Source organism: Cryptosporangium japonicum, assembly GCF_039524755.1.
Taxonomy (GTDB): Bacteria; Actinomycetota; Actinomycetes; order Mycobacteriales; family Cryptosporangiaceae; genus Cryptosporangium; species Cryptosporangium japonicum.
This window is the reverse complement of record NZ_BAAAGX010000042.1, coordinates 1-18,742: the sequence shown is the minus strand read 5'-3', so window position 1 is coordinate 18,742 and position 18,742 is coordinate 1. Positions and strand designations below refer to the sequence as shown.

The 18,742-nt window shown below is 69.1% G+C and carries 18 protein-coding genes; 12 read left to right on the top strand and 6 right to left on the bottom strand.

The annotated features are described in order from the left end of the window. Positions 1 to 46 precede the first annotated feature (46 nt). From pyrH to ABD437_RS39290, 5 genes are all read left to right on the top strand, one after another. Positions 47 to 832 carry a UMP kinase gene (gene pyrH, locus ABD437_RS39310; protein WP_344654082.1) on the top strand — a complete coding sequence of 262 codons (786 nt, stop codon included), beginning with the start codon at positions 47 to 49 and terminating at the stop codon, positions 830 to 832. A 46-nt stretch (positions 833 to 878) separates the two neighbouring features. Further along, positions 879 to 1,436: a ribosome recycling factor gene (gene frr, locus ABD437_RS39305; RefSeq protein WP_344654081.1), complete on the top strand. Its 558-nt coding sequence runs from the start codon at positions 879 to 881 to the stop codon at positions 1,434 to 1,436. A 48-nt stretch (positions 1,437 to 1,484) separates the two neighbouring features. Continuing rightward, positions 1,485 to 2,411 carry a phosphatidate cytidylyltransferase gene (locus ABD437_RS39300; RefSeq protein ID WP_425558350.1) on the top strand — a complete coding sequence of 309 codons (927 nt, stop codon included), beginning with the start codon at positions 1,485 to 1,487 and terminating at the stop codon, positions 2,409 to 2,411. 156 nt (positions 2,412 to 2,567) lie between these two features. Beyond that, positions 2,568 to 3,656, top strand: coding sequence for a dual-specificity RNA methyltransferase RlmN (gene rlmN, locus ABD437_RS39295; RefSeq protein ID WP_344654080.1), 1,089 nt, complete (start codon positions 2,568 to 2,570; stop codon positions 3,654 to 3,656). A 5-nt stretch (positions 3,657 to 3,661) separates the two neighbouring features. Beyond that, on the top strand, positions 3,662 to 5,392 hold the full coding sequence (locus ABD437_RS39290) for a DivIVA domain-containing protein (protein ID WP_344654079.1): 1,731 nt from the start codon (positions 3,662 to 3,664) through the stop codon (positions 5,390 to 5,392). Positions 5,393 to 5,446: 54 nt separating this feature from the next. Here ABD437_RS39290 and ABD437_RS39285 read toward each other — a convergent pair whose 3' ends face one another. The 3 genes from ABD437_RS39285 to ABD437_RS39275 are packed head-to-tail and all read right to left on the bottom strand — an operon-like array spanning position 5,447 to position 7,602. Then, positions 5,447 to 5,668 (bottom strand): DUF2631 domain-containing protein, encoded by a 222-nt coding sequence (locus ABD437_RS39285; protein WP_344654078.1) that lies wholly within the window; start codon positions 5,666 to 5,668, stop codon positions 5,447 to 5,449. 54 nt (positions 5,669 to 5,722) lie between these two features. Further along, a complete protein-coding gene (locus ABD437_RS39280) occupies positions 5,723 to 7,120 on the bottom strand; it encodes an aspartate aminotransferase family protein (protein WP_344654077.1) in 1,398 nt (465 codons plus the stop codon). Next, positions 7,117 to 7,602, bottom strand: coding sequence for an Lrp/AsnC family transcriptional regulator (locus tag ABD437_RS39275; RefSeq protein WP_344654076.1), 486 nt, complete (start codon positions 7,600 to 7,602; stop codon positions 7,117 to 7,119). Before ABD437_RS39275 ends, ABD437_RS39280 begins: the two co-directional genes overlap by 4 nt. A 130-nt stretch (positions 7,603 to 7,732) precedes the next feature. On the opposite strand from ABD437_RS39275, the gene ABD437_RS39270 reads away from it, so the two are divergent. Continuing rightward, positions 7,733 to 9,157, top strand: coding sequence for a gamma-aminobutyraldehyde dehydrogenase (locus tag ABD437_RS39270; protein ID WP_344654075.1), 1,425 nt, complete (start codon positions 7,733 to 7,735; stop codon positions 9,155 to 9,157). 135 nt (positions 9,158 to 9,292) lie between these two features. On the opposite strand, the gene ABD437_RS39265 is transcribed toward ABD437_RS39270, so the two are convergent. Further along, positions 9,293 to 10,672, bottom strand: a complete 1,380-nt coding sequence (locus ABD437_RS39265) for an NAD(P)/FAD-dependent oxidoreductase (RefSeq protein ID WP_344654074.1) — start codon at positions 10,670 to 10,672, stop codon at positions 9,293 to 9,295. A 205-nt stretch (positions 10,673 to 10,877) separates the two neighbouring features. On the opposite strand from ABD437_RS39265, the gene ABD437_RS39260 reads away from it, so the two are divergent. The 6 genes from ABD437_RS39260 (at position 10,878) to ABD437_RS39235 (ending at position 16,997) form a co-directional block, all read left to right on the top strand. After that, complete coding sequence (locus tag ABD437_RS39260; protein WP_344654073.1) at positions 10,878 to 12,392, top strand: gamma-aminobutyraldehyde dehydrogenase; 1,515 nt, start codon at positions 10,878 to 10,880, stop codon at positions 12,390 to 12,392. A 137-nt stretch (positions 12,393 to 12,529) separates the two neighbouring features. Continuing rightward, complete coding sequence (locus ABD437_RS39255; RefSeq protein WP_425558355.1) at positions 12,530 to 13,714, top strand: polyamine ABC transporter substrate-binding protein; 1,185 nt, start codon at positions 12,530 to 12,532, stop codon at positions 13,712 to 13,714. Next, positions 13,711 to 14,871 (top strand): ABC transporter ATP-binding protein, encoded by a 1,161-nt coding sequence (locus ABD437_RS39250; RefSeq protein WP_344654071.1) that lies wholly within the window; start codon positions 13,711 to 13,713, stop codon positions 14,869 to 14,871. The genes ABD437_RS39255 and ABD437_RS39250 overlap by 4 nt, the downstream gene beginning before the upstream one ends. Further along, entirely contained in the window at positions 14,868 to 15,713 is an 846-nt protein-coding gene (locus ABD437_RS39245) for an ABC transporter permease (protein ID WP_344654070.1), read from the top strand. The genes ABD437_RS39250 and ABD437_RS39245 overlap by 4 nt, the downstream gene beginning before the upstream one ends. Continuing rightward, a complete protein-coding gene (locus ABD437_RS39240) occupies positions 15,713 to 16,570 on the top strand; it encodes an ABC transporter permease (protein ID WP_425558349.1) in 858 nt (285 codons plus the stop codon). Before ABD437_RS39245 ends, ABD437_RS39240 begins: the two co-directional genes overlap by 1 nt. 208 nt (positions 16,571 to 16,778) lie before the next feature. Next, the gene (locus ABD437_RS39235; RefSeq protein WP_035857093.1) at positions 16,779 to 16,997 is read left to right on the top strand and encodes a hypothetical protein; all 219 of its coding nucleotides are present in this window, start codon (positions 16,779 to 16,781) and stop codon (positions 16,995 to 16,997) included. Here the strand turns inward: ABD437_RS39235 and ABD437_RS39230 are convergent. Continuing rightward, a complete protein-coding gene (locus ABD437_RS39230; protein WP_344654069.1) occupies positions 16,994 to 17,515 on the bottom strand; it encodes a DUF6328 family protein in 522 nt (173 codons plus the stop codon). The two genes, ABD437_RS39235 and ABD437_RS39230, sit on opposite strands and share 4 nt — an antisense overlap. 29 nt (positions 17,516 to 17,544) lie before the next feature. Then, positions 17,545 to 18,282 carry a GntR family transcriptional regulator gene (locus tag ABD437_RS39225; protein WP_344654068.1) on the bottom strand — a complete coding sequence of 246 codons (738 nt, stop codon included), beginning with the start codon at positions 18,280 to 18,282 and terminating at the stop codon, positions 17,545 to 17,547. Positions 18,283 to 18,742 lie beyond the last annotated feature (460 nt).

Below are 18,742 nucleotides of genomic sequence, written 5' to 3'. Positions count from 1 at the left end.
ATACCCGCCACCGGCGGCTTTCGCATGATCATCCAGGAGGCCAGCGATGACACTGCAGACCCAACCAGTCCCTGACACGAAGCCGGTCGGCCGCGACCGTCCGTGGTCACGCGTGATGCTCAAGCTCTCGGGTGAGGTGTTCGGCGGCGGCCGCCAGTTCGGTGTCGATCCCGATGTCGTCCAGGCGATCGCCGTCCAGATCGCCGACGTCGTCCGCCAGGGGCTGCAGGTCGCGGTCGTCGTCGGTGGCGGCAACTACTTCCGTGGCGCCGAGTTGCAGCAGCGCGGCATGGACCGGGCGCGCTCGGACTACATGGGCATGCTCGGCACGGTGATGAACTGCCTCGCGCTGCAGGACTTCCTGGAGAAGCAGGGCATCGACACCCGCGTCCAGACCGCCATCAACATGGCGCAGGTCGCCGAGCCGTACATCCCGCGGCGCGCGATGCGTCACCTGGAGAAGGGCCGCGTCGTGATCTTCGGCGCCGGCGCGGGCATGCCGTACTTCACCACCGACACCGTCGCCGCGCAGCGTGCGCTGGAGATCGGCGCGGACGTGCTGCTCAAGGCCACCCAGGTCGACGGCGTCTACGACGACGACCCGAAGAAGAACCCGGCGGCCGTCCGGTTCGACCGGATCAGCTACACCGAGGTGCTCACCCGCGGCCTCGGCGTGGCCGACGCCGCCGCGATTAGTCTCTGCATGGAGAACGATCTCCCGCTGGTCGTCTTCGACCTGCTCGTTCCCGGCAACATCACGCGTGCGGTGCGCGGTGACCGGATTGGAACGTTGGTGACCACGGAGGCGGTCACCACGGCTTCGACGGACTGAAATAATCTGCACGCCGGCAAGAGACCGAGCCCAGGAGGCGACACCAGTGATCGACGAAACTCTCTTCGAAGCCGAAGAGAAGATGGAGAAAGCCGTCGAGGTCGCCAAGGAGGACTTCGGCTCGGTGCGCACCGGCCGGGCGGCTCCGGCGATGTTCGGCAAGATCTTCGTCGACTACTACGGCGCGATGACGCCGCTGCCCCAGCTCGCCTCCATCACGATCCCGGAGGCGCGGATGGCGGTCATCAAGCCCTACGACGCCTCCCAGCTGGGCGCGCTCGAGCGCGCGATCCGCGACTCCGACCTCGGCGTCAACCCGAGCAACGACGGCTCGATCATCCGCGTGATCTTCCCGCAGCTCACCGAGGAGCGCCGGCGCGACCTGGTGAAGGTCGCCCGCTCCAAGGGTGAGGACGCCAAGGTCTCGATCCGCAACATCCGGCGGCGGGCCAAGGAAGCGCTGGACAAGATCGGCAAGGACGGCGAGGCCGGCGAGGACGACGTGCGTCGCGCCGAGAAGGAACTCGACGACACCACCGGCAAGTACGTCCACCAGGTCGACGAGCTGATGAAGCACAAGGAAGCCGAGCTCCTCGAAGTCTGAACGACAACTGCCCTCCCGGCGCACCCGCCGGGAGGGCCCGACACGGGCATGAGTGAGGACGCGCCGCCGGTGGAGAACAACGCTTCTGGCGACGCCGGGCAAGCACCCGGAGAAGTCGTCGGGCCACCGCTGGGGGCAGCAGTGGCGAGCGCTGCCCGAGCCGGTCGCGCCGGGCGCAACCTGCCGGCGGCGATCGGTGTGGGGGTCGGGCTCGCCGCGCTCGTTCTGGTGACGCTGTTCACGTCGAAGATCGCGTTCGCCGCCGTGATCGCGGCCGCGATGGGCGTCGGAATCTGGGAACTGGTGCGGGCGATCCGGCCGGTCGAGGCGCGCCCGCCGATGATCCCGCTGGTGGTCGGCGGCGTCGGCACGATCGCCATCACGTACGTCAGCGGTCCCGAAGCGCTCCTGCTCGGGTTGCTGCTGACGGTCGTCGCGGTGGTGATCTGGCGCATCCCCGACGGGCCGGTCGGCTTCCAGCGTGACGTCACCGCGGCCGTGCTGGTGGCCACCTACGTGCCGTTCCTGGGCGGCTTCGCGGTGCTGCTCGAGGTCGCCGACGACGGCGTGATGCGGATCATCGCGTTCATCGCGACCGTGGCCTGCAGCGACATCGGCGGCTACGCGGCGGGCGTGCTGGCCGGACGGCATCCGATGGCCCCGACGGTGAGCCCGAAGAAGTCCTGGGAGGGCATGGCCGGCTCGCTGATCGCGTGCGCGATCGGGGGCGCGGCGTTCCTGGAACTGGGCTTCGACAACGGAGCGTGGTGGGAGGGCGTGATCTACGGCCTCGCGATCGCGGTCGCGGCCACGCTCGGGGATCTCACCGAATCGATGATCAAACGTGATCTCGGGGTCAAGGACATGAGTTCGCTGCTGCCCGGGCACGGCGGACTGATGGACCGGCTGGACTCGTTGCTGTTCGCGGCGCCAGTGGCGTACCTCCTGTTGACGGCGTTCGCACCCCCGGCCTGACGTCGAGAAATGGTGCGAACAAATCACGTCAGGTGTTCGTCCGATCACCCACGGCAGTAAATCGGTGGAATATCACTGTGAGAGACGTCTTCGTGGCGGACGCCTCTGTCCGAGACCGGCCGCAGGCCCGCTGCGGCGTGTGACAATGAACAAGCGATGACGACGACACTCCCTCTGGTGCTTGACGCGCCCCGCCGGACCGCCCCGCCCCGCCATCTGGCGGATCTCGACCCGGCGGAGCGCCGCGAAGCCGTGTCCGCCCTCGGTCGTCCCGCCTTCCGGGCCAAGCAGCTCTCGACCCATTACTTCGGGCGGCTGACGACCGATCCGGACGCGATGACCGACCTGCCCGCCGCCGACCGTGAGGCGCTCGCCGAGGCGTTCCTGCCGACGCTGCTGACCTCGGTCCGCTCGGTGACCACGGACGACGGCGAGACCCGGAAATGGCTCTGGCGCACGTTCGACGGTTCTCTGGTCGAGAGCGTGTTGATGCGTTACCCCGACCGGGCGACGGTCTGCATCTCCAGTCAGGCCGGCTGCGGAATGGCGTGCCCGTTCTGCGCCACCGGACAGGGCGGCCTCAAGCGGAACCTCTCGACCGCGGAGATCGTCGAGCAGGTGATGGTTGCGGCGCGGGAGATGGCGAAGACGGGGGACCGGTTGTCCAACGTCGTCTTCATGGGCATGGGTGAGCCGCTCGCGAATTACAAGCGGGTGCTCTCGTCGTTCCGCCGGATCACCGATGCTGCACCGGACGGACTGGGTCTCTCCCAACGTTCGGTCACCATTTCCACCGTTGGTCTCGTACCTGCCATCAACCGGTTGACAGCCGAGGGCATTAACGCCACTCTCGCGGTGTCCCTGCACGCGCCTGACGACGAACTACGAGACACGTTGGTGCCGGTGAACTCCCGATGGAAGGTCGCTGAGGTGCTCGGGGCCGCATGGCAGTACGCCGAGCGAACCGGGCGACGCGTTTCCATCGAGTACGCCATGATCAAGGACGTGAACGACCAGCCGTGGCGAGCAGACCTGCTGGGTCGGCTGCTGGCCGGGAGGCTTGCGCACGTGAACCTGATACCGCTCAACCCCACTCCGGGCAGTGATTGGGACGCCAGCCCGAAGGCAGTGGAGCGGGAGTTCGTGCACCGGTTGCGGGCCGCTGGCGTCCCGACGACGGTCCGGGACACACGCGGTCGAGAGATCGACGGCGCATGCGGCCAGCTCGCGGCAGCGGAGGTATGAGGACAATGGCTCAGGGCGACAGGTTTCGCCGGAAGGCACTGAAGCGGGGCTACAAGGTCGACGAGGTCGACGAGTTCCTCGACCGGGCCGAGGCGACGCTGGCGCGGCGGCCGATCGGTGACCCGCTGACCGCCGCGGACATCCGCGACGTGGTGTTCCGCACGCGCTTCGGCGGTTACGACGAGTGGCAGGTGGACCTCCACCTCGACCGGCTCGAGAAGGAGCTCGACGAGCTGGCCTCGGGCCTGCCGCCGCGCGGCTCCAACGGCTTCCGCGCGCTGGAGGCCGGTCCCTCGGCCTACCAGGACCGCGAAGAGGTGCCGTCGTACGGCGCGATGGGGTCGCCGGGCATGCAGCCCGAGCCGGCCACCTACGGCGGCGGTTTCCGCAACGAGCCGTCGGGCACCTACGGCCGTCCTGGCTTCCGTGAGGAGCCGTCCTACGGTGGCCAGGCCCCGTACCGCGACGAGCCCGACTACCGCGAGCAGCCGGGCGTCTACGGCGGTGGCGGTGGCGGTTACCGCGAGGAGCCGTCCTACGGCGGTGGCTACCGCGGCGCCCCCGGCGAGGCCCCGACCATCCACCAGCCCGGCCCGATGCGTGAGGCCGCGCAGATGCGTGAGCCCAACGAGTACCGGGGCGCGCCGGTCAGCGGCGGCGGCTGGAACGAGCCGAACGACCCGTACCGTGGCGACGACCGGTACCGCGACAACGCCCCGTACCCGGAGCAGGCGCCCTACGGCGGCGGCCCCGGCGGCGACCGGTACCGCGAGGAGCCCTCGTACGGCGGTGGCTACCGCGGCGGCAACGACCGCTACGACAACGCGCCGCCGTACGTCGAGCAGCCGTCGTACGCGGAGGGCGCGCAATACGCCGACCAGGCCGCCTACGCGGACCGCAACGGCCGGTACCAGGAGGGCCCGTCCTACGCGGAGCAGGCTCCCTACGCCGACCAGTCGCAGTACATGGACCAGACGGCCTACGCCGAGATCCCGCCCTACGGGTCGGCCGGCGGGTACCGCGAGGGCCCCTCGTACGCCGAGGGCGCGCCGTACCGCGAAGGCCCGTCCTACTCCGAGAACCAGCCGTACTCCGGTGGTCCCTACGGCGGCGGTGGCCCGCGTCCGCGTAACGGCGGCGGGTACCCGGAGCCGTACCAGGAGCAGCCGTCCTACGGTGACGTGCCGGCGCGCGAGTTCGCCGGTGGGTACCGCGGTGGCAACACCGGCGAGTACCGCACCGCCGGTCGGGGCGGCTACCCGGAGCCCGAGGGCACCGGTCCGCACCCGGTGGTGTCCGGGGTGCCGGTCTCCGGGTCGGTGCCGCCGCCCCGGGGTGGTCGCCAGTTCGGTCAGGAGTCCGGCTTCCGGGAGCTCCCGGCCGGTCGGGGCGGTGCCGAGCCGGAGTACGCGGGCCGGTACGGCAAGGAGATGACGATGGAGATGGGCGCCGTTCCCGGCCTCGTCTCCCCGTTCACCAACGAGGACAAGGCCGTCGTCGCGGAGCTCCGGTCGAGCTTCCGGCCGCGTCGGTTCGGCTCCGGGTACGACCCGGGCCAGGTCGAGCGTTTGTTCGACGCCATCCAGGCGATGATGGAGGGCCGCAGCGGCGGCCAGGTCTCCGACAGCGACCTGATGCCCGGCCAGTTCGGCCTCGTGCAGGGCGGGTACTTCGAGGACGACGTGGACGAGGCCCTGCGCCAGGTCCGCGGCCTCTACAGCCGCCGCGTCGGCTAGTCGTTCGCACGAAAAAGCCCCCGGGAGACCGGGGGCTTTTTCGTGCGTGAGAACTCAGCGCTTGACGCCGTAGCGCCGCTGGATGGCGTCCCAGGCCAGCGCGACCGCGATGAGTACCGCGAAACCGGCCAGGAACAGGTCCTCGACGTGTCCCTCGTGGTTGCCGACGATCATGATCAGCAACGAGATGAGCGAAGCGATCGCCAGCCCACGCCAGAGCTTCGGGTGCCCCTCCCTGAGCTGGTCAGGTGCGATTACCGGCTCGTCCTCGGCCACGGTTTCCTCCTCGTCCGGCCTCGTTGAGCCGCATTCTTCCACACGCTGTAGAACTTAGATCCGCGACCACGCCTCGGTGAGAACCGAGCGCAGGATCTGCTCCATCTCGTCGAAGTGCGACTGGTCGGCGATCAGCGGCGGCGACAGCTGGATCACCGGGTCGCCCCGGTCGTCGGCCCGGCAGTACAGGCCGGCGTCGAAGAGCGCCTTGGACAGGAACCCGCGCAGCAGCCGCTCGCTCTCGTCGGCGTCGAACGTTTCCTTGGTGGTCTTGTCCTTGACCATCTCGATGCCGTAGAAGTACCCGTTCCCGCGCACGTCACCGACGATCGGCAGGTCGTGGAGCTTCTCCAGGGTCGCGCGGAACGCGTCCTCGTTGGCCAGCACGTGGCCGTTGAGGTTCTCCCGCTCGAACAGGTCGAGGTTGGCCAGGCCGACGCGCGCCGACACCGGGTGCCCGCCGAACGTGTAGCCGTGCGGGAAGTAGTTCGCGCCCTCGAGGAACGGCTCCATCAGGCGGTCGGAGAAGATCGCCGCGCCGATCGGCGAGTAGCCGGACGTCATGCCCTTCGCGCAGGTGATGATGTCGGGCACGTAGTCGAACTTGTCGCAGGCGAACATCGTCCCGAGCCGGCCGAACGCGCAGATCACCTCGTCGGAGACGAGCAGCACGTCGTGGCGGTCGCAGATCTCGCGCAGCCGCTGGAAGTACCCGGGCGGCGGCGGGAAACAGCCGCCGGAGTTCTGCACGGGCTCGACGAACACCGCGGCGACGGTGTCGGGGCCCTCCATGACGATGGCCTGCTCGATCTGGTCGGCGGCCCAGCGCCCGAACGCCTCGATGTCGTCACCGTGCTCGGGGGCGCGGTAGAAGTTCGTGTTCGGGGCCTTGAACGCGCCCGGTACCAGCGGCTCGAAGTACTTCTTGGCGTCCGGGATGCCGGTGATCGACAGCGCGCCCTGCGGGGTGCCGTGGTACGCGATCGAGCGGCTGATGACCTTGTGCTTTAACGGCTTGCCGGTCAGCTTGAAGTACTGCTTCGCGGCCTTCCACGCGGTCTCGACGGCCTCGCCGCCGCCGGTCGTGAAGAACACCCGGTTCAGGTCGCCGGGCGCGTAGTGCGCCAGCCGCTCGGCCAGCTCGATCGCGGCCGGGTGCGCGTGCCCCCAGAGCGGGAAGAACGCGAGCTCCTGCGCCTGCTTGTAGGCCGCCTCGGCCAGCTCGACGCGGCCGTGGCCGGCCTGCACCACGAACAGGCCGGCCAGCCCGTCGAGGTACTTCTTGCCGTTGGTGTCGTAGATGTACATGCCGTCGCCGCGAGCGATCGTCGGGACGGGCTCGTCCCGGTACGTCGACATGCGGGTGAAGTGCATCCACAAGTGGTCGTACGCGGTTCGGGAGAGTTTGTCGTTCCCGCCTGCCCCGGCGGTCTCGATCGGGGTGGTGGTCATCTGGTCCCCCAGGAATAGGTCTGCTTCACCAGGCGCAGGTACATGAAGATCTCGGTGCTCCGCACACCCGGTACCTGCCGGATCAGCTCATTGACGACGCGCAGCAGGTGGTCGTCGTCCTCGGCGACCACTTCGAGCAGTACGTCGTACGACCCGGCGGTCAGCACGACGTAATCGATCTCGTCCAACTTGCCGAGCCGCTCGGCCACCTCACGCAGGTCACCCTCGGCGCGGACCCCGACCATCGCCTGACGCCGGAACCCCAGCATCAACGGGTCGGTCACCGCGACGATCTGCATGACCCCGGCCTCGAGGAGGCGCTGGATCCGCTGGCGAACGGCGGCTTCGGAGAGCCCGACGTCCTTCGCGATCGCCGCGTAGGAACGTCGGCCGTCCTTCTGGAGCTGCTCGATGATCCGTTTCGCGATGTCGTCCAGGACGACGGGCGGGCCGGCGGAGCGGCTCGAGGAGGTGGGCTGCACCTGCTCATGGTTGCTGAGACCCACTGCCTGAGGCAAGTGAATCCGTTGAATCTTCGCCTTCTTCTTGCGGATTCCGTTACGGATGCAATGAGATAGGAGGTGCATGCTCAGTCGAACTTACGGAGAGACGATGACGCTGCAGAACTTCGTCGGTGGCAAGCAGACGGCCGCCACCGACGGACGGACGACGGACGTGGTGGACCCGAGCACGGGCGAGGTGTACACGAGCGCCCCGCTCTCCGGTGCGGCGGACGTGGACACGGCCGTCAAGACCGCGCGGGCCGCGTTCGAGTCGTGGCGCGACTCGACCCCCAGCGAACGGCAGAAGGCCCTGCTGAAGATCGCCGACGCGATCGAGGCGCGCGCCGACGAACTGGTGAAGGTCGAGTCGGAGAACACCGGCAAGCCGCTCCAGTTGACGGCCGAGGAAGAAATCCCGCCGATGGTCGACCAGATCCGGTTCTTCGCCGGGGCGGCGCGGGTGCTGGAGGGCAAGTCGGCCGGTGAGTACATGGCCGGGCACACCTCGTTCATCCGTCGTGAGCCGGTCGGCGTCTGCGGGCAGGTCGCGCCGTGGAACTACCCGATGATGATGGCCGTGTGGAAGTTCGCGCCGGCGATCGCGGCGGGCAACACCGTGGTGCTGAAGCCGTCGGACACCACGCCGGCGTCGACGCTGCTGCTGGCCGAGATCGCGGCCGAGTTCCTGCCCGAGGGTGTGTTCAACGTGATCACCGGCGACCGCGACACCGGCCGCGCGCTCGTCGACCACCCGGACGTCGACATGGTCTCGATCACCGGAAGCGTGCGTGCCGGCATGGAGGTCGCGGGGAGCGCGGCCAAGGACCTCAAGCGGGTCCACCTCGAGCTGGGCGGCAAAGCGCCGGTCATCGTGTTCGACGACGCCGACCTCGAGGCGGCGGCCGAGGCGATCGCGGTCGCCGGGTACTTCAACGCCGGGCAGGACTGCACCGCGGCCACCCGGGTGCTCGTCGCGCCGCACCTGCACAACGACTTCGTCGCCGCGCTCGCCGAGCAGGCGCGGGGCACGGTCACCGGCGCGCCGTCGAACGAAGACGCGCTCTACGGGCCGGTGAACTCCGCCGCGCAGCTGGAGAAGGTCACCGGCTTCATCGACCGGCTGCCCGACCACGCGTCGCTCGACGCCGGCGGCGCCCGCGTCGGTGACCGCGGCTTCTTCTACGCGCCCACCGTCGTGTCCGGCCTCAACCAGGACGACGAGATCGTGCAGAACGAGGTGTTCGGTCCGGTCATCACCGTGCAGAAGTTCTCCGACGAGGCCGAGGCGCTGCGCTGGGCCAACGGCGTCAAGTACGGGCTGGCCAGCAGCGTCTGGACGAAGGACCACGGCCGGGCGATGCGGATGGCCAAGAAGCTCGACTTCGGGTGCGTGTGGATCAACACGCACATCCCGCTGGTCGCCGAGATGCCGCACGGGGGCTTCAAACACTCCGGCTACGGCAAGGACCTCTCCATGTACGGCCTCGAGGACTACACCCGCGTCAAGCACGTCATGTCCAACATCGAAGGCTAGGGGGCGGCCCGCCCAGAACAACGCTGCCAGGCGAGCGCGAACCCTTGAGTATCAGCTATACGCGGCGGATTCGCGCTCGACTGGCAGCGTTGCCCTGGGCGGGCTCCAGGTCACTACAACGGCGGCTGCGCCGCCTTAACCGCCTAACAGCCCTTGCATGAGCGACGCTCGGCGGGCGGGTTGGCCGGTGCGGGCCTCGACGCGGTCCGCACTGGTCATGGCCCACAGGCCGCCGCTCATGCCGAGCCAGCGGAGTGGCTCCGGTTCCCAGCGGGGTGACCGGTGGCCCACCCAGGGCAGGCGGGTCAGGTCGGTGTCCCGCTGGAGCACCAGGTCGGTGAGCGTGCGCCCGGCGAGGTTCGTCGTCGCGACGCCGTCCCCGACGTACCCGCCGGCCCAGCCGATGCCGGTGGAACGGTCGAGCCCCACCGACGCGTGCCAGTCACGCGGCACCCCGAGCGGCCCGCCCCAGGTATGGGTGATCGAGGCCCCGCTGGCCCCCGGGAACATCTCCAGCAGCGTCCGGTGCAGCGCCGAGAAGACCTCCTGGTCCCGCTCGGCCTCGGGCCGCAGGCGAGACCCGTACGGGTACGGCGCGCCCCGCCCGCCCAGCGCGATCCGGTCGTCGGCGGTGCGCTGCGCGTAGATGATCAGGTGCCTGCCGTCGGTGAGGGTCTCGCGCGACCGCCAGCCGACGCTGTCGAAGAACCAGGCCGGCAGCGGCTCGGTGGCGATCATCAGCGAGTACAGCGGCGCCACCGCGCGCCGGTGGCCCGGCAACGACGGCGTGTAACCCTCGGTCGCCCGGATCACCACGTCGGCCGTGACCGTGCCGGCGTCCGTCACCGCACGCCGCGCCTCCAGGCGGGTGACCCGGGTGCCCTCGAACAGCTGCACGCCCCGGGCGACGACGAGCGCGGCCAGCCCCCGGGCGAGCTTCGCCGGATGGATCGCCGCGCAGTGCGGCGTGTACAGCGCGCCGCGGACGTCGGTCGCGACCTCCACCCGCGCCCGCGCCTCGTCGGCGTTCAGCCAGCGGTAGTCGGCGTCACCGAAGCCCCACTGCCGCTCGTCCTCGAGTTCCGCACGCAGCCGGGACTCCTGGGCCGCGCCGGCCGCGAGCGTCAGCGTGCCGCCCTTGGCCCAGTCGATGTCCAGGTTCTCGGCCACGGCGACGCGCCCCACCTCGTCGACCGTGTCGAACAGCGCGCGGCGCAGCGCGATCGCCGCGTCCCGGCCGTGGTCGCGGGCGACCCGCGCGGTGGACGCCGGGAACAGCGCCGAGCACCAACCGCCGTTGCGTCCGGAGGCGCCGAATCCGGCGAACTCGGCCTCCAACACCGCGATGCGCAGCGCGGGATCGGCGGCGGCCAGGTAGTAGGCCGTCCACAGGCCGGTGAAGCCGGCGCCGACGATCACGACGTCGACGTCCAGATCGCCCGCCAACCCGGCCCGGCGGTCCGCCGGTGCGGGCGTCCGCCCGTCGAGCCAGAGGCTGAGAGCTGATTCGGCCATGCGGATACCCCTAAAACGGACCTTCGTGAACCCCGGTTACCAAGACGTTTCCGAGGTTCCACAACGGATTCATCATCTGAGACCGTATTGTTTCACGGATTCCTTGCCCGATTACGGCCGTGCCTGTCATTCTCAGCCCATCCGACCGTTTCCAGGGCCTGGATCGGTTGTAATCTCGCGGCGCGAGAAGAGGACGGTCTAACGGGTGCACCAGTACATCGCCGGGAAACGGGCACGCGGTTCGAGCGGAACCCCCTACGACGTGATCGACCCCGCCACGGGGGAGACCGTCGAGTCGGTGGAGCTCGCGAACGCCGACGACGTCGATCGGGCCGTCGCGGCGGCCGGGGTCGCGTTCGAGGAGTGGTCGCGGGCCACCCCCGGCGAGCGGTCGGCCGTGCTCACCAAGCTGGCCACCCTGCTGGACGCCGAAGCCGCCGAGATCGCCGAGCTCGAGAGCAGGCAGACCGGCAAGCCGATCCGGCTCTCGACCGAGTTTGACGTGCCGGGCACTGTCGACAACACCGCGTTCTTCGCCGGCGCCGCCCGCGAACTGGCCGGCAAGGCCGCCGCCGAGTACTCGCCCGACCACACCTCGATGGTGCGCCGGGAACCGATCGGCGTCGTCGGCTCGATCGCCCCGTGGAACTACCCGCTGCAGATGGCGGCCTGGAAGATCCTGCCCGCCATCGCCGCCGGCAACACGATCGTCCTCAAGCCGGCCGAGAACACGCCGCTGACGTCACTGCGCCTCGCGGAACTGGCCACCGAGGCGGGTGCACCGGCGGGGGTCGTCAACGTGATCACGGGGGTCGGGCGGGAGGCGGGCGAGGCGCTCATCTCCCACACGGACGTGAGCATGGTGTCGTTCACCGGCTCGTCGGCGGTCGGCCGCCGGGTGATGGAGCTGGCGAGCGCGGGGCCCAAGCGCATCCACCTCGAGCTCGGCGGCAAGGCGCCGTTCGTCGTGCTCGACGACGCCGACCTCGAGGCCGCCGCGCACGGTGCCGTGGCCGGCGCGCTGATCAACACCGGCCAGGACTGCACCGCCGCCACCCGCGCGTACGTCCACCGCTCCCGCTTCGCCGAGTTCGTCGACCGGGTCGCCGCGCTGATGTCCGCGGTCCGGCTGGGCGCGCCGCTCGACCCCGCGACCGACCAGGGTCCGCTCATCCACCGCGCCCAGCAGGAGCGGGTCGCGGGCTTCGTCGACCGGGCCCGCGGATACGGCGCGCGCGTCGTCGTCGGCGGTGAGATCCCGAAGACCGACGATCTGATCAGAGGTTCGTACTATGCGCCGACGCTGATCGTCGATGTCGAGCAAGACTCGGAGATAGTTCAGAAGGAGATTTTCGGTCCGGTTCTGGTCGCCGTGCCGTTCGGGGGTGGTTCGGCCCACCAGGGTGGAGACGACTCCGACCTGGACGAGGCGATCGCGCTTGCCAACGACACGCCCTACGGTCTGGCCGCTTCGGTCTGGACCCGGGATGTCCACCGTGCCCTGCACGCGACCCGCGCGATCCGCTCCGGCTGCGTCTGGGTCAACGACCACATCCCGATCATCAGCGAGATGCCGCACGGCGGCGTCAAAGCGTCCGGCTTCGGTAAGGACATGTCGACGTATTCGTTCGAGGAATACACCGCCGTCAAGCACGTCATGTACGACTTGACGGCAAAAGCGGCCAAACCGTGGCACCGGACCGTGTTCCGGGATGCGTAATTTTCCGACCCGCTGGCCACAGCCGCACCGTTAGCGGCAGCATTAACCCGGCACACTCAACTAATCACGGTCCGCTACCGGCGGCCCCAGAAGTATCTGAAGGAGCAGCTCCGATGACGGATGTCGACCCGGACGTAATGCGGTCGCTGCGCCAGCTGCTGTCGCGTCGGTCGGTGCTCCGTAGCGCCGGTGCCGCCGGCTTACTGGCTGCCGGCGGACCGCTGCTCGCGGCGTGCGGCACGAAGGGTGCCCAGAAGACCGAGGCCGACCAGGCCGCCGCCGCCGACCTGTCCGACAAGGACAAGATCGTCAACTTCTCCAACTGGCCGCTGTACATCGACGTCGCGGAGAACGACGAGAAGGTCCACCCGACCCTCGACGCGTTCACCAAGCAGACCGGCATCAAGGTCAACTACGTCGAGGACATCAACGACAACGACCAGTTCTTCGGGAAGGTCCGCGCCGACCTCGCGGCCGGCAACGACATCAAGCGCGACGTCATGGTGCTCACCGACTGGATGGCCGCCCGCCTCATCCGGCTCAAGTGGGTCCAGAAGATGGACGCCGCGAACGTCCCGAACAAGAAGAACATCCAGCCCTCGCTCACCGAGGTCGAGTTCGACTCCGCCCGCGAGTACTCGCTGCCCTGGGCCGGCGTCATGGCCGGCATCGCGTACAACACCGACGTCACGGCGCCGGTCAACTCGATCACCGAGCTGCTCACCAAGCCCGAGCTCAAGGGCAAGGTCACCGCGCTCACCGAGATGCGCGACACGATGGGGCTGATCCTGCTGGAGAACGGGGCCGACCCGGCGTCGGTCACCGAGGCCCAGTTCGACGAGGCGCTGGCGACGCTGGAAGCCGCCGTGAAGAGCGGCCAGATCCGCCGCTTCACCGGTAACGACTACACCCAGGACCTGGCGGCCGGGAACGTCGCGGCCTGCGTCGCGTGGTCGGGCGACATCGTCCAGCTCCAGGCCGACAACCCGAAGATCAAGTTCGTGACGCCCGACGCCGGTGCGACCAGGGCGAACGACAACATGATGATCCCGAACAAAGCGGCTCACAAGAAGAACGCCGAGCTGCTGATGAACTACTACTACGACCCCAAGGTCGCGGCCGAGCTCGCCGCTTACGTCAACTACATCTGCCCGGTCGTCGGCGCGAAGGAGATCGTCGAGCAGACCCAGCCCGAGCTGGCGAAGAACGAGCTGATCTTCCCGACCGAAGCCACGCTGTCCAAACTGCACACGTTCAAGGCGTTGGACGACGCCACCGAGCGTTCGTTCGCGGACAAGTTCGCGAAGGTCATCGGAGCGTGACCGCGCCGGGGACGGGGCGGGACCTCCGGCTGCTCGAGGTCTCGAAGCGCTTCGGGCCGATGACGGCGGTCGACAACCTGTCGCTGACGATCCCGGAGGGGTCGTTCTTCGCGCTGCTCGGCCCGTCGGGCTGCGGGAAGACGACCACGCTGCGGATGATCGGCGGGCTCGAGGAGCCCACCGAGGGCCGGATCCTGCTCGGCCAGGACGACATCACGACGAAGAAGCCGTACCAGCGGCCGGTCAACACGGTGTTCCAGAGCTACGCGCTCTTCCCGCACCTGACGATCTTCGAGAACGTCGCGTTCGGCCTGCGCCGGCGCCGCCAGTCCGACGTGCGGAACAAGGTCAGCGAGGCGCTGGCGATGGTGGAGCTGGGCGACCTGGCCCAGCGCAAGCCCACCCAGCTCTCCGGTGGCCAGCAGCAGCGTGTCGCGCTGGCCCGCGCACTGGTCAACCGCCCGCAGGTGCTGCTGCTCGACGAGCCGCTCGGCGCGCTCGACCTCAAGCTGCGCCGCCAGATGCAGCTCGAGCTCAAGCAGATCCAGACCGGCGTCCGGTCGACGTTCGTGCACGTCACGCACGACCAGGAAGAGGCCATGTCGATGGCCGACACGATCGCGGTGATGAACAAGGGCCGGGTCGAGCAGCTCGGCGGCCCGGTCGAGCTCTACGAGACGCCGGCCACGGTGTTCGTCGCCAACTTCCTCGGTCAGTCCAACCTGCTCGCCGGCACGGTCAACGGCCGGTCGGGCGGCGACCTCCTGCTCGACGTCTCCGGCTACCGGGTGGCGCTGCCGGCGAACCGGTCGGCGTCCAACGCGAGCCGGCTCTACGTCGGGGTGCGCCCGGAGAAGCTGCACCTGAGCCCGAACGGGGCACCGGTGCCCGACCGGCACAACCGCATCGACGTCCAGGTCGTCGACTCCAGCTTCATCGGCGTGAGCACGCAGTACCAGGTGCGCACCCGCTGGGGGCAGACGCTCTCGGTCTTCGCGCAGAACCTCACCTCCGACCTCGGCCCGCGGCCGGGCCACGAGGTGCAGATCCACTGGGACCCGGCGTCCGCGTTCGGGCTGGACGGCAGCCAGGACATCCACGCCGGCGAGATCATCGACCCCGAGCTGGGCGGGGTGCCCGCGGGATCCGTGTCATGACGTCGAAGAAGTCGACGGCGTACCTGCTGGTGCTGCCGGGGCTGCTCTGGCTGGCCGTGTTCTTCGTCGTCCCGACGATCACGCTGATCAGCCAGTCGCTCCAGGAGGGCTCGCTCGAGCTCGGCTACTCGCTGACCTGGAACTTCGGCATCTACGGCCAGGTGATCAGCGACTACGCGCCCCAGTTCCTGCGCTCGCTGGTCTACGCCGGCCTGGCGACGCTCGCCGCGCTGATCATCGCGTACCCGCTGGCGTACACGATCGCGTTCAAGGCCGGGCGCTGGCGCAACGTGCTGCTGATCCTGGTCGTCGCGCCGTTCTTCACCAGCTTCCTGGTGCGGACGCTGGCCTGGAAGATCATCCTGGCCGACGAGGGCTGGGTCGCCGACGTGCTGCGTGCGGTCGGCCTGCTCAGCTTCACCGACGACCGGCTGCTCGCCACGCCGATCGCGGTGGTCTGTGGTCTGACCTACAACTTCCTGCCGTTCATGACGCTCCCGCTCTACACCAGCCTGGAGCGCCTCGACGGCCGGTTGCTCGAGGCGGCCGGTGACCTCTACGCGAACTCGTTCACGACGTTCCGCAAGGTGACGTTCCCGCTGTCGCTGCCGGGCGTGGTCGGCGGAACGCTGCTGACGTTCATCCCGGCGGCCGGCGACTACGTCAACGTGGAGTTCCTCGGAACACCGCAGACGTCGATGATCGGCAACGTCGTCCAGAGCAAGTTCCTGGTTTCGCTGGACTACCCGGGCGCGGCCGCGCTCTCGGTGATCCTGATGGTCGTGATCATCTCCATGGTGCTCGTCTACGTGCGCCGGGCCGGGACGGAGGAGCTGGTCTGATGGCGACCCTCACGCAGAACCGGGGCGGCCACCGCGCCGCACCGCCGCGGTCCCGGGGCTCGGCCGCGCTGAGCTGGGTGCGCGAGCACCTGGTGACGTTCGCCGGGCTCGCCGCGCTGGGCTACCTGCTGCTGCCCGTCCTGGTCGTGTTCGTCTTCTCGTTCAACAAGCCGGCCGGGCGCTTCAACTTCGCCTGGCACGAGTTCTCGCTCGACGCGTGGACCGACGTCTGCGGCATCGGCGGCATGTGCGACAGCCTCTGGCTCTCGATCCGGCTCGCGCTGGTCGCGACGCTCGGCGCCGTCGTGCTCGGGACGCTGCTGGCGTTCGCGCTGGTCCGTCACCGCTTCCGTGGACGCCAGCCGACGAACCTGCTGGTGTTCCTCCCGATGGCCACCCCCGAGGTGGTCATGGGCTCCTCGCTGCTCGCGCTGTTCGTGCAGGGCGGCGTCGACCGCGGGTTCACCACGCTGTTCATCTCGCACGTGCTGTTCTGCATGAGCTTCGTCGTCGTCACCGTGAAGGCGCGGTTGCAGGGCATGGACCCGCGGCTGGAACAGGCCGCGGCCGACCTCTACGCGACGCCGTACCAGGTGTTCCGGCGGGTGACGCTGCCGCTGGTGCTGCCGGGCATCGTCGCGGCCGCGCTGCTGTCGTTCTCGTTGAGCTTCGACGACTTCATCGTCACGAACTTCAACTCGGGCAACCTCGTGACGTTCCCGATGTTCGTGTTCGGAGCCAACCAGCGTGGGGTGCCGCCGCAGATCAACGTGATCGGCTCGATCATGTTCTTCCTGGCGCTGTTCCTGGTGCTGGCCGCGCAGTACCGGACGCGGATCAAGCTGCGCCGGTCCTGACCGTCCGCCGAACGCCGGTCGCCTCCGTCGGGAGGTGACCGGCGTTCGTTGATTTACGAGGAGGGACGCTTGGGACACAGCGGACGCGAGGCAGCCCACCGATCCGTCAGAATCTGACCCCAAAGGGTGGACGGCGGCGACGAATGCGTTCTCAATGGACGTGGAAATGTGTCATGGTCCGCGAGATCGCGTGCGAAGGGGAGGGGTAGTGCATTACCACCGGCCACTGGTGCAGGAGGACGTCGAAACTGCACACCGGCTGCTGACGATGCACCAGCCCTCGGCGCCGGACGCCCACGATCGCTCGTACTGCGCCAGCGCCACGCACTACACACCCGCGCTGTGGCCGTGCGCCCGCCACCGCTGGGCCGTGGCCGTCTTAGCCGCCGACGAACGCGGCGAGATCGAGACTCCGCCCGAGGACTAGTGGCCTTCGGCGCCCGAGTCGCCGCGTTTGGCGCGCACCCGGATCCACGGGACCGCGAACCACAGGATGGCCAGGAACACCAGGGCGACGACCCCGCCGACCATCGCGGTCTCCTTGCTGAACATCACGTCGAGGATGACGGTCAGCGCGCCGCCCAGCGCGACGGACAGGAACGCCAGCCCGATCAGCGCGAACACGTTCGCGGTGCGGACGACCTCACCCTTCATCGCGCGCCGGAACACGAGCCGGTGGTAGCCGACCGGCGCGATCAGGAAACCGCTGGAGAGTAAGGCGCAGCCGAGTGCGCCGATGTAGACCGATCGGCCGAACGCGTCGACCTCGGTGAAACGCTGCTGGAACGCCAGCGTGAGTAAGAACGCGAACAGGATCTGCACGCCGGTCTGCGCCACCCGCAGTTCCTGCAGCAGTTCGTTCAGGTTGCGGTCGAGCCGCTGGGCCTCCGACTCGTTGCGCGGAGGGTCACCCAGGTCCCGGTCGGTGAGCTGATCGGCGGTCATGCCAGCGACACTGCCCGTTCGCCGGAAATTCAACCGTCGAGGTCGATTCGGTACTCCAACTCGCCCCGGTCACCAGGCACGACGATGTCCACCGCGGCCTCGACCGGCCGGTCGCCCGCGAACATCGTGCGGGTGACCGTGAGCATCGGCGTGCCGACCGCGACCGCGAGCGAACGCGTCTCGTCGGGCAGCGGCATCCGGGCGCGGACCACCTCGCGCACCGACGTGACCCGCACGTCGATGCCGGCCAGCGCGCCGATCGTGCCGCCGGCCCACGGCTCGCGCTGCGGATCGGCCACCGGCGTGCCGGCCACCAGCTCCGCCGGGATGTACGAGGTGCTCAACTGCTGCGGCAGGCTGCCGTCGAGGAAGAGAATCCGCCGCTCCAGCACCGGCGTGCCGACTGCGACGCCGAGCAGGGCCGCGACCTGGGCGGTGGCCGGGACTTCCTGGTGGGTGACCTCGGTGCGGTACTCGCCGAGCTCCGGTGACGCCAGCGCCGCCCGGTACCGGTCGGAGGAGATCGTGCGGATCGGGAGCGATTCGCGGACGAACGTACCGCGGCCGTGGTGGGTGACCACCAGGCCCTCCTCGCGGAGCATCACCATCGCCAGCCGCACGGTGTTGCGGGCGACGCCGTAGCGCTGCATCAACGTGGCTTCGGACGGGATCGCGGCCCCCGGCCCGTACTCGCCGCTGTTGATGTCCGCGCGCAGCTGATCGGCCAGCTGACGGTAGACGGCCCGGTCGCCGTGCGGATCGATCATGCGGCGGACGGTATCGGCAGTCGTTTCTACGACATCTCGTCGACACGTGGGTATGACCTGTCGTATGATCGGCGGCATGGATAGTGCTGGCTTTTCTCTGCCCGAGAATCCGACCGATGAGCAGATCGAGACGGCGCGGCTCTTCCGGGAGCTGCACCGGCCCGATCATCGGGGCGAGTGCACGTACCTCACCTGCGCGGTGGGCCCCTCGGCGCCGCCCTGGCCCTGCAAGCGCTGGCGCTGGGCGGCCGAGGTCCTCAACCGAGCCGGCGCCCTCGAGGAGGACGCAAACCCTCGCCCAGCCCTCGCAAGCTGATCAGGGTGCGTTGGCTGTAACCGAGCCCGCCTAACCAAGTCGCTGAGCCCTCACCGCCATCGCCGCCTCCACTTCCCCTGCTTCCGCGCTTCCACCACCCGCGCTTCTGTTGCCTCCGCCGCCTCCGGCGCTGTTGCCTCCGCC

Coding starts and splice junctions, on each gene's coding strand:
- ABD437_RS39290 (WP_344654079.1), top strand. CDS start 3,662: ATGGCTCAGGGCGACAGGTTTCGCCGGAAGGCACTGAAGCGGGGCTAC.
- ABD437_RS39245 (WP_344654070.1), top strand. CDS start 14,868: ATGACGTCGAAGAAGTCGACGGCGTACCTGCTGGTGCTGCCGGGGCTG.
- ABD437_RS39255 (WP_425558355.1), top strand. CDS start 12,530: ATGCGGTCGCTGCGCCAGCTGCTGTCGCGTCGGTCGGTGCTCCGTAGC.
- ABD437_RS39230 (WP_344654069.1), bottom strand. CDS start 17,515: ATGACCGCCGATCAGCTCACCGACCGGGACCTGGGTGACCCTCCGCGC.
- ABD437_RS39240 (WP_425558349.1), top strand. CDS start 15,713: ATGGCGACCCTCACGCAGAACCGGGGCGGCCACCGCGCCGCACCGCCG.
- pyrH (WP_344654082.1), top strand. CDS start 47: ATGACACTGCAGACCCAACCAGTCCCTGACACGAAGCCGGTCGGCCGC.
- ABD437_RS39225 (WP_344654068.1), bottom strand. CDS start 18,282: ATGATCGATCCGCACGGCGACCGGGCCGTCTACCGTCAGCTGGCCGAT.
- ABD437_RS39270 (WP_344654075.1), top strand. CDS start 7,733: ATGACGCTGCAGAACTTCGTCGGTGGCAAGCAGACGGCCGCCACCGAC.
- ABD437_RS39265 (WP_344654074.1), bottom strand. CDS start 10,672: ATGGCCGAATCAGCTCTCAGCCTCTGGCTCGACGGGCGGACGCCCGCA.
- ABD437_RS39280 (WP_344654077.1), bottom strand. CDS start 7,120: ATGACCACCACCCCGATCGAGACCGCCGGGGCAGGCGGGAACGACAAA.
- rlmN (WP_344654080.1), top strand. CDS start 2,568: ATGACGACGACACTCCCTCTGGTGCTTGACGCGCCCCGCCGGACCGCC.
- ABD437_RS39300 (WP_425558350.1), top strand. CDS start 1,485: ATGAGTGAGGACGCGCCGCCGGTGGAGAACAACGCTTCTGGCGACGCC.